The organism is Pantoea sp. sgz302252 (assembly GCF_047713085.1).
Taxonomy (GTDB): domain Bacteria; phylum Pseudomonadota; class Gammaproteobacteria; order Enterobacterales; family Enterobacteriaceae; genus Scandinavium.
Window position 1 is genome coordinate 1 of the sequence record NZ_JBLFJW010000064.1, and the last position, 6,213, is coordinate 6,213.

Consider the following 6,213-nt stretch of genomic DNA (forward strand, 5'->3'; position numbering starts at 1 on the left):
AACAGGAGGTCAGCAGGCGTTGCCGTAATGGCGCGCTGGAGCAGTTGAGCAGGATAGACAGTCTGCTCGACAGAATAAATACCTACTTTGCCCCCGATCCTGAAAACGAGAACAGTACGAGGCAGTATTCCGTTTTCAGTTGTACTGTGGCACCGGTGGAATTAGGCATCTCCTATGCTTATCAATACACCGATGTGGAAAAGGGGCCGTGTCATTTCTTCGGCCTATACGGCAGTCCATTTCTGAAGGCATCTTTGAAATTTGATATTATTCAGTTTATCTGTGCGTACTGTAAAATAGATTCGCTGGTAGCGAAATGCCGTGATTATCTGAGAAAACATGGCACGAGTGTGGAATGTTATATAGAAATAGAACCCGGTGTGAACCTGAATTTTGGGGCAGCCTACAGCAAAAAAAATGACGAATGGACGTTCAATCTTGGCGATGAAAGTTCGCTTTATTTAGGGCTTAAAGGAGTGGTGAGCGCCACATTTGAAGCTGAGGTTTTTGTGGTTGAACTCAAAGCACAGGCAGAGGGGTCAATAGATGCCAAAGCCTGTTTTCAACCGGATCCGCATGAGTATGGGCTGGATTTAGTGTTATGCCATGACGGAGTGAAAGGACATTTTAAGTTTAGTGTTGATGTGCGACACAGAAATGGGAAAATGGAAAATGAAACATCTCCTCAACAACAGAACGGTACAGAAAAAGAGTGGCAATTGTGCAAACCGCTGACTAAAGGAGAGTCGGCGCTACGAGTTAATTTATACGGTAAGGAGAAGGTGTTACAGATCCCAGTTGACTCTCCAGCTGTACACGAACCTTGGGCGATGGGATCTAATCCTAACTGGAATAAATGAAATTAATCTGTTTTTATGCCTGGGAACAAGGAGTGTTTATGAGATATAAATTTCTAGTTTTAATAATGATACTGACCGGAGTAATTATGACAGTAACAACCTTTGCCAGTGAAACGCATGTAAAAATAAGAACTCTGTTCAATATTGAGCAGGCGTTCTGTGACATTAAAACCAACGGTGTAACAGGATTTGATAACCGGGACTCTGCTTTTCACGGTCGGGGTGGAGGCATCTCAAGCACGAACTCATTGTTGTTGATGGAGAATGGTGAAAATGAAATTAGTCTTGAGATTGGGGCTTTAGGATGGTTTTCTCCTGAGGTCAAGACACTGGCAGAACGGAGACGGTTTGGAAAAGAGTCGGGCTGTAGCCTGGATGTCGTCAACTTTGATAAAGAGAATAATAAACAGACTATTTCATCAATTAAAGTGCACATTAACTCTCAGGGAGAGCCTGTGGCATCGCCAGACGATGTACATCCAGTCATACGGTCAAAAATCATTGCACAGCAGATAATATCAGGACATATAGATCCTGGTTATTTCAGTGAGTATTATTATCCGAAAGGCATGGAAGTTTACCAGTTTGTTCAAAAGGTCACGGTAAGTGGTCTCCCTGAATGGGCTTGGGTAAATTCAGAGAAGTATACCGGGAGTGCTGTCCAACTTCAGAAGTTAAAGGCTGCTTATAATGATTTTGCTGAAGCAATTAATAGCCATGATCGAAAGGAATTAGAGCGGGTTAATGATATCGCATTAGATGCATGGTCGAAAACTACTGGTGAGAGCAGAGAAGATATTTTTTTTTCACTTTACCCAAAAGAGGATATTGAAGAAATGAAAATCACAATTCTGCCGATAAAGTGGGAAGATTATGATGTTATTGTGATGAACAAAGGACGTATGGTGCAGATGTATAATAAATCAGACGCCACATACTCACCATTAACATTTAAATACCGTGATGGCAATGGTGGGAAACATATGGACTGCTATGCTCCGATCTTTTCGTTAATTAATGGGAAATATGTCCCAGTAATATAACTATAAAATAATACCTATATGCCATTGTCCGCGAAATCACCTGTTTAGCATTCCTGCGGTGCGGAACGAAAGCAACATAGGTTGTAGCGAGTATCGGTCGTAAGATAGTCAGAGTATATAAAGGTCATATACTTTTTATTTCTGAGGACAAGGAGTGCTTATGAGATGCAAACCGCTGCCATTAATAATGGCATTTGCCGTGGTAATTATGACTGCAACAACTTTTGCCAGTGAACACCCTGTAAAAATCAGAACCCTGTTCAATATCGAGCAGGCGTTCTGCGACATAAAAACTAATGGTGTCACAGGGTTTGATAACCGGGACTCTGCTTTTCACGGTCGGGGTGGAGGCATCTCCAGCACGAACTCATTGTTGTTGATGGAGAATGGTGAAAATGAAATTAGTCTTGAGATTGGGGCTTTAGGATGGTTTTCTCCTAAGGTCAAGACACTGACAGAACAGAGACGGTTTGGAAAAGAGTCGGGCTGTAGCCTGGATGTCGTCAACTTTGATAAAGAGAATAATAAAAAGACCCTTTCATCAATTAAAGTGCACATCAATTCTCAGGGAGAGCCTGTGGCATCGCCAGACGATGTGCACCCTATAATACGGTCGAAAATCATTACGCAGCAGGTTGTTGCGGGGCATATAGATCCTGATTATTTCAGTGAATATTACTACCCTAAAGATATGGAAGTTTATCAGTTTGTACAAAAGATAACGGTAAGTGATCTTCCTGATTGGGCCTGGGTTAAAGCTGAAGAATTTACCGGGAGCGATATTCAAATTCAGAAATTAAAAGTTGCTTATAACGAGTTTGCTGAGGCGATTAATAACCATGATCGAGTGAGATTAGAGGGGGTTAATGATATTGCATTAGATGCATGGTCTAAAACCACAGGTGAAAGCAGAAGTGACATTTTATTTTCACATTTTACCAAGGAAGAAATTGAGGAAAAAAAGATAACTATTCTCCCGATAAAATGGGAGGATTATGATGTCATTGTGATGAATAAAAGACGCATGATCAGAATGTATAATAAATCAAAGCCAACTTACTCACCTTTGACATTCAGATATATAGACGAGAATGGTGAGGAGCATATGGCTAGCTACGCCCCAATCTTCTCATTAATCAATGGCAAATTTGTTCCGGTGATATAATGCATACAAAGAGGTAGTTATGCCCTTAGCCACAAAATTAAATAAAAAAGGAACTCAGCATGTTAGACCCATCTAAAACTACTGATTCAATATTGCGGATCAATTTATATGGTAAGGCACGCCTACTGCCACCCCCTAAAATCTCGCCAGCTATTTATGTTGAACCGTGGGCTATGGGTTCAAATCCTAAATGGAATAATCGTTAGTTTGAGGTGATGGGTAGGGTTAAAATGAAGTGTAATCTAATGATTTTGATGGCGTTAATGGGGTTAATTATGTCAAACAGTACAAAAGCTGACGACGAAAATAAAAAAATCAGAAGTCTATTCGACATTCAGAGTGTTTTTTGCGAAATAAAGACTAATGATGTAATTGGGTTTAATAATAGAAAATCTGCCTGGCGAGGCCAAGGTGGAGGGGTTTCCAGTACAAACTCTTTAATGATGATGGAAAATGGGGATAATGAAATTAGTATTGAGGTTGGATCATTGGGGTGGTTCTCCGAGAAGAAATTAACTATTGAAGAGCGAAGGAAGTATGATCCAAAGGCTACATGTAAAATTGATTTGGTTGAGTTTAATGGTCAAAACAAAAAAATTTTATCGTCAATGAAAGTAGTTGTAAATAAAGAGGGGGTGCCGGAGGTTGTTCAAAGTAACAATCATGCTATTATCCTAAGGAAAATAATAGCAGAACAAGCTTTACCAGGTCACATAGATCCTGACTATTTCGATGCATATTACTTTCCTCAGGGGATGGAGCTTTACAAATTTTCGATGAAAGTACATCTTACTGGTATTCCTAAATGGTCATGGGTTGACGCTGAACCATTCGATAACAGCACTGAGCAAATTCAAAAATTAAAATCAGCATATAATGAGATGGCTACCATCATTAACGGTCATGATCGGGCCAGATTAAAGAGTTACTATAGTTCGGCTCTGCATATTTGGTCGACCACCACTGGCGAGGCTGAAGATGAAATCCTATTATCTCTTTTTCCAGAGGAAAAAATAGAAGGGGCCGGTATGAATATTATGCCAATTAACTGGAACGATTTCTCTATTCGAGTAATGAATAAAGGGAGGATGATACAGATGTATAATAAATCAAAGCCGACATATTCACCATTAACGTATTATTTTATTAATAGTAATGGTAATAAAGCAATGAATTATTACGCTCCCATTTTTTCACTAATAAACGGGAAGTTCGTCCCAGTGATTTAATCTATGAAAGGAGGGCATTATACTCATAGTAGAAAATTAAATGACAAAGAAACCCAGCATGATGGCTACTATGAAACAGTCATTATTTCCGGTTCTCCGACGGTTTTGATCGATAATTTACCCTCAGCGCGTCTGGGGGGGCGCTCACGCCACACGACAAACCGGAGCATCCGCCACATCCCCGTAAAATTTCTTCGGGTGCAGGGACGGTTTTTATCGACGGGATGCCTGCAGCACGCAGCAGCGACAGTATTGACTGCGGTGGCATTGTCTTCGGCGATGGAACGGTAAATATTGGCTAGATAGCTGAAGACCTGAATCAATTGATATCAGGTCTTCAGGACTCCCGGCCTGCAAATAGTCACTTTGTTATGACCCGCATCCTGCCCGGGAATTCTGCGTGCAGTACGGGGAAAGCGACCTGGTGTTTCTGTCGCGGCTGTGGGCCTGTTCTTCTCGACTTCAGATATCCATCCGGAATGCATCAGCGTTTTTCGCTATGAGGCCAGCGTCGGGCCCTCCTCCGTGGTGAGCCAGGACTACACCTTCAAAGTGCCGGACTGGCCGGGCAGCTACGACCACAGCGCAGAAAACCTGAATGGTCAGTATGAACAGTATGAAATTTACGACTATCTAAAGAGGCCTCCCTCTTACGATTTACGCGAAGACAATATGAGAAGTTGAACATGCAGGCTCAGACAAATTACCTTCATGAGCTTGCCGGATTTATAAAGCAGAATATAACTGACAGCACAATATCAGTGAGTCATCTTGCGGAGGAGTATTTTCTGTTCTGTCAGGCATATGACATTACCGATGATAACTCGGTCAGACAGATGATTAGATTATTGCTTAATGAAAACATTCACGATACGCAGGATATACCTGATAACTGGCTGGAGGTACTGGGCGACACTGCGCAGCCTGGATACCGCCGGGTGCAGGAACTGACAACAGATAAAGGATTATAATATGGCATCACCTTCAACAACTGCCGGAAAAGCGTGCGCCGAATGCGACATTCCTGACCCCTGCATTCTGGACGTCGCGACTGATTTCCCGGGCAATAAAGAAAATCACCACTGGTCAAAAGAAGGCCGGGTGCATTTTGATTTACTTGACGACGGAGAGGGGGCAAAAGGGACCATCACTGTCACCAGCCAGTGCGATCATCAGGAACAGCACAAAGCCACGCTGGAAGAAAGAGCAGGAAATACAAAGATTGCGCTGAAAGCTGATGGCACTCCGAATAATGTTACACTGAGTTATAAAGGAGAAGCCAGCAGGCTGGAGATAACGGATATTTTTCAGACACCGTGGAGGTATCTGAGCTCGATTACGTCACCAAAAGATATTTTTGATGAACCAGCGCATTACAGCGTTATCGTTGACAGCTGTTATGAGTGTGGTACCTATGCAGAAATCGACGTCTATCCCACCCTTGAGATTCGTTTTACCACCGGGTTGAGTTATGAGCTAACGTCCACCCGGCGCAAGCGCACGGTGAAAGAACGCCGTGATGAGCAGATAAAATCACGACAGACCATGGAGAATACAAAACCTAAGAATAATAATCAGCTACGTTCAGGGTGGCAGGATCAGACGGCCGAGTTTGAGTTCATCAATAAAACGATGCTGAATGTCAGTTTCGGTGTCAAAGTTTGCAATACTGAGTTCAGCGAGGAGTATAAACAGGAGGTCAGCAGGCGTTGCCGTAATGGCGCGCTGGAGCAGTTGAGCAGGATAGACAGTCTGCTCGACAGAATAAATACCTACTTTGCCCCCGATCCTGAAAACGAGAACAGTACGAGGCAGTATTCCGTTTTCAGTTGTACTGTGGCACCGGTGGAATTAGGCATCTCCTATGCTTATCAATACACCGATGTGGAAAAGGGGCCGTGTCATTTCTTCGGCCT

Annotated in this window: 4 protein-coding genes and 4 pseudogenes; all 8 read left to right on the top strand. The window is 42.6% G+C overall.

The window, feature by feature from the left end; all coding sequences use genetic code 11:
* Positions 1-860: pseudogene (locus tag ACLW56_RS24670) on the top strand (hypothetical protein); the annotation flags it as partial.
* A gap of 86 nt (positions 861-946) precedes the next feature.
* On the top strand, positions 947-1,903 hold the full coding sequence (locus ACLW56_RS24675; protein WP_330986256.1) for a hypothetical protein: 957 nt from the start codon (positions 947-949) through the stop codon (positions 1,901-1,903).
* A 160-nt stretch (positions 1,904-2,063) separates the two neighbouring features.
* Positions 2,064-3,068 carry a hypothetical protein gene (locus ACLW56_RS24680; RefSeq protein ID WP_330986257.1) on the top strand — a complete coding sequence of 335 codons (1,005 nt, stop codon included), beginning with the start codon at positions 2,064-2,066 and terminating at the stop codon, positions 3,066-3,068.
* A 275-nt stretch (positions 3,069-3,343) separates the two neighbouring features.
* Positions 3,344-4,297, top strand: a complete 954-nt coding sequence (locus ACLW56_RS24685; RefSeq protein ID WP_330986258.1) for a hypothetical protein — start codon at positions 3,344-3,346, stop codon at positions 4,295-4,297.
* Positions 4,298-4,300: 3 nt separating this feature from the next.
* Positions 4,301-4,599 (top strand): annotated as a pseudogene (locus ACLW56_RS24690) (type VI secretion system PAAR protein).
* 62 nt (positions 4,600-4,661) lie between these two features.
* A pseudogene (locus tag ACLW56_RS24695) lies at positions 4,662-4,930 on the top strand (type VI secretion system tip protein VgrG); the annotation flags it as partial.
* Positions 4,931-4,983: 53 nt separating this feature from the next.
* Positions 4,984-5,268: a hypothetical protein gene (locus ACLW56_RS24700; protein ID WP_330986259.1), complete on the top strand. Its 285-nt coding sequence runs from the start codon at positions 4,984-4,986 to the stop codon at positions 5,266-5,268.
* Position 5,269: 1 nt separating this feature from the next.
* Positions 5,270-6,213, top strand: a pseudogene (locus tag ACLW56_RS24705) (hypothetical protein); the annotation flags it as partial.

Coding starts and splice junctions, on each gene's coding strand:
- ACLW56_RS24675 (WP_330986256.1), top strand. CDS start 947: ATGACAGTAACAACCTTTGCCAGTGAAACGCATGTAAAAATAAGAACT.
- ACLW56_RS24700 (WP_330986259.1), top strand. CDS start 4,984: ATGCAGGCTCAGACAAATTACCTTCATGAGCTTGCCGGATTTATAAAG.
- ACLW56_RS24685 (WP_330986258.1), top strand. CDS start 3,344: ATGTCAAACAGTACAAAAGCTGACGACGAAAATAAAAAAATCAGAAGT.
- ACLW56_RS24680 (WP_330986257.1), top strand. CDS start 2,064: ATGAGATGCAAACCGCTGCCATTAATAATGGCATTTGCCGTGGTAATT.